We start from the raw sequence: 3,554 nt of genomic DNA, 5'->3' as shown, positions 1-3,554 counted from the left end.
GCGGACCGCCTGGGCCGCCGGTGGCCGCGCCGCTCGCGGCGGTGCCGAAGCCGGCCGCGGCGCCTAACCCGGCAGCCGTGCCGAAGCGCGGCTCGTTATCGGGCATGCCATACAGACTCGCCGGATCGCGCAGTGCGGGCTCATCCAGCATGGGCTCATCCAGCGTGGACGATTCCGCGCGTTCGGTCTTGTGCCAGACGCGCGGCGCGTCGTCGGCGCGCGGTTGCGCGGCAGTAACTGCAGCCGCCGCGGCGGGAATATTCGCGGAAGATGTTGCCGGCGAAACGGCGACGGCAGGCAGTTCGTCGGCCGGATAGGCGAACGGTTCGAGCGGCGCGTCGGCCAGCGTCGGTTCCTGATCCGCGGGCAGCGGCGCGGTGAAGCCGCCGGCGGGCAATTCCGGCTCGGTCGCGGTGCGCGATGCGGCCGGCGCAGGCGGCGCCTTGTCGCTGTCGCCCAGAGGCAGCGGCGCAAGCGGCATGCTGACGGCATTGTCATGCAGACGGTCGTCGAGCGTGCTGCTCGATGCGCCGCCCGCAGCAGGCGCCCACGGATCCCGCGCCTCGGCGCTGAAATCGGCGCTCTGCTGCCGCACGCCCGACAGCGCCTCGATCGCGGCTGCCGCGGCGACCGGTTTGGCTTGCGAGAAATCGCCGCCCTCGGTGACGTCGAACAGGCTGCTCGACGCATCGAAGACTTCCTGGCAGTGCCCGCAACGCACGAGACCACGGCGCTGCGCAAGCTGCGCCGGTTGCAGGCTGAAAACAGTTTCGCAGAAGGGGCAACGCGTCGCCAGGAGCATATTGAGCCGTTAAGCCGGGGGCCGTTGGTTTGACGATACGCGTTATTCTAATGGCTTTCGCGGCGGCTTCCCGCGTGTTCCCGTGAGGCACACCCAGCCTTCGTGTTCGCGCCATACGTCGATATCGATCCAGCGCGCGTAGACCTGCGCGACTTCGTCGGCCTGACGCGCGAGAATGCCCGACAGCGCGATGCGCCCACCCGGCTTTACCTTCGACGACAGCATCGACGCCATCAGTTTCAGCGGATTGGACAGGATGTTCGCGACCACGACGTCGAATTCGACGGCCGGACAGGCGTCGGGCAGACCGTAGGTGACATCGGCATGATTGCGCTCGCTGTTGTGGCGCGCCGACTCGACCGCTTGCGGATCGATGTCGATGCCGATCACCGGATCCGCGCCGCACTTCTTCGCGAGAATCGCGAGGATGCCCGAGCCGCAGCCGTAATCGAGCACGGACTGGCCGGCCTTCACAGACTGCTCGATCCACTCCATGCACAGGCGCGTGGTCGGATGGCTGCCGGTGCCGAACGCGAGTCCCGGATCCAGCTCGAGCACCAGCGCGCCGGGGTCCGGCGCGGCGTGCCACGACGGCACGACCCAGATGCGTTCGCCGATCTGGATCGGATCGAACTGCGACTGCGTGAGCCGTACCCAGTCCTGCTCCTCGACTTCACGCAGGCTGAAGGCCGGCGCGGCGTCGAGTCCGATTTCGTTCGCCGCGGCGGTCAGCAGCACCGCCGGGTCGTGTTCCGGCGCGAGCAGCGCGATCACGCGCGAACGCTGCCACGCGGTGCGATCCGGCGTGAGACCGGGTTCGCCGAAGAGCGGCTGCTCATCGGGCGTGTCGGCATCGGCGTCTTCGACCGACACGGACAGCGCGCCCAGCTCGAGTAGCGCGTCGGACAACTCCTCCGCGTGCTCGCGCGCCAGTTCGGCGACCAGTTCCCGATAGCTCATGACTTACGCTTCTTCCGCGACCTGCTGACGCGCGGCCAGCCGGTTTTCGAGGTAATGGATGCTGGTGCCGCCTTCGACGAACTTGGCATCGAGCATCAGCTCGCGGTGCAGCGGGATGTTGGTCTGAATGCCTTCGACCACCATTTCCGACAGCGCGATGCGCATGCGCTTGATCGCCTGTTCGCGCGTCGCGCCATAAGCGATCAGCTTGCCGATCATCGAATCGTAGTTCGGCGGCACGAAGTAGCCGTTGTACGCGTGCGAATCGACGCGGATGCCGGGGCCGCCCGGCATGTGCCACGACGTCAGGCGTCCCGGCGACGGCGTGAACTTGAACGGATCTTCGGCATTGATCCGGCATTCGATCGCATGGCCGCGGAACTGGATGTCGCGCTGACGGAACGCGAGCTTCTCGCCGGCCGCGATGCGGATCTGTTCCTGCACGATGTCGACACCGGTGATCAGCTCGGTCACCGGATGCTCGACCTGCACGCGCGTGTTCATCTCGATGAAGTAGAACTCGCCGTTTTCGTACAGGAATTCGAACGTGCCCGCGCCGAGGTAGCCCATTTTCTTGCAGGCATCCGCGCAACGGTCGCCGATCCGGTCGATCAGACGGCGCGCGATACCGGGTGCCGGCGCTTCCTCGATCACCTTCTGGTGACGGCGTTGCATCGAGCAGTCACGCTCGCCGAGCCACACCGCGTTGCGGAACGAATCGGACAGCACCTGGATTTCGATGTGCCGCGGGTTCTCGAGGAATTTTTCCATGTAGACCTGCGGGTTGCCGAACGCGCGGCCGGCTTCCTCGCGGGTCATGTTGACCGCGTTGACGAGCGCCGCTTCCGTGTGCACCACCCGCATGCCGCGGCCGCCGCCGCCACCCGCCGCCTTGATGATGACCGGGTAGCCGATCTGACGGGCAATCTTCACGATCTCTTTCGGATCGTCGGACAACGCGCCTTCCGAACCCGGCACGCAGGGCACGCCGGTCTTGATCATGGTCTGCTTGGCCGTGACCTTGTCGCCCATCATGCGGATCGTTTCCGGACGCGGGCCGATGAAGGTGAAGCCGGACTGCTCGACGCGCTCGGCGAAATCGGCGTTCTCCGACAGGAAGCCGTAGCCGGGGTGCATCGCTTCGGCGTCGGTGACTTCCGCCGCGCTGATCAGCGCCGGCATGTTCAGATAGCTCAGATTCGACGGCGCCGGGCCGATGCAGACCGCCTCGTCGGCGAGCTTCACGTACTTGGCTTCCTTGTCGGCTTCCGAATAGACGACGACCGTCTTGACGCCGAGTTCGCGGCAGGCGCGCTGGATACGAAGCGCGATCTCGCCACGATTGGCAATGAGGATTTTTTCAAACATAGCGGGTTTTCGACTCATCAATGGGCGCCGGGTCGGTCACGACGCCGGCTGCCGCAGAGGATCGGTCGCGCGCCTCGGGATGAACGGCGCGCGGGCGGCGAACACTGGGTGCCGCGTTAGCCGACCACGAACAGCGGTTGGCCGTACTCGACCGCCTGGCCGTTTTCGACGAGGATTTCCTTGACCACGCCGGACTTGTCCGACTCGATTTCATTGAGCAGCTTCATCGCTTCGATGATGCAGATGGTCTGGCCTTCCTTGACCGTGTCGCCGACCTGCACGAACGGATCGGCGCCCGGCGACGGCGCGCGATAGAACGTGCCCACCATCGGCGAGGTCACGACGTGACCCTGCGGCGCGGCGGCGGCCGGCGCCGCCGGAGCGCTGGCCGCGCCGGCAGGCGCGTCGACCGCGGCGGCCGGCG

General features: G+C 66.7%; 4 protein-coding genes. All 4 read right to left on the bottom strand.

Annotated features, from left to right (window positions below):
- A partial coding sequence (locus tag QM685_RS36645; protein WP_415124404.1) for a zinc-ribbon domain-containing protein occupies positions 1-802 on the bottom strand: 802 nt, incomplete at its 3' end.
- A 42-nt stretch (positions 803-844) separates the two neighbouring features.
- A complete protein-coding gene (prmA, locus tag QM685_RS36640) occupies positions 845-1,762 on the bottom strand; it encodes a 50S ribosomal protein L11 methyltransferase (RefSeq protein WP_415124402.1) in 918 nt (305 codons plus the stop codon).
- 3 nt (positions 1,763-1,765) lie between these two features.
- The gene (gene accC, locus QM685_RS36635; protein ID WP_415124400.1) at positions 1,766-3,130 is read right to left on the bottom strand and encodes an acetyl-CoA carboxylase biotin carboxylase subunit; all 1,365 of its coding nucleotides are present in this window, start codon (positions 3,128-3,130) and stop codon (positions 1,766-1,768) included.
- A gap of 116 nt (positions 3,131-3,246) precedes the next feature.
- Positions 3,247-3,554, bottom strand: a 308-nt coding sequence (gene accB / locus QM685_RS36630) for an acetyl-CoA carboxylase biotin carboxyl carrier protein (RefSeq protein ID WP_415124398.1), incomplete at its 5' end; no start/stop codon positions are given.

Origin of the sequence: Paraburkholderia sp. (assembly GCF_047605525.1) — a bacterium.
Lineage (GTDB): Bacteria > Pseudomonadota > Gammaproteobacteria > Burkholderiales > Burkholderiaceae > Paraburkholderia.
Note: the sequence above shows the minus strand (reverse complement) of the source record. Positions and strands in the feature narration are given on the sequence as shown.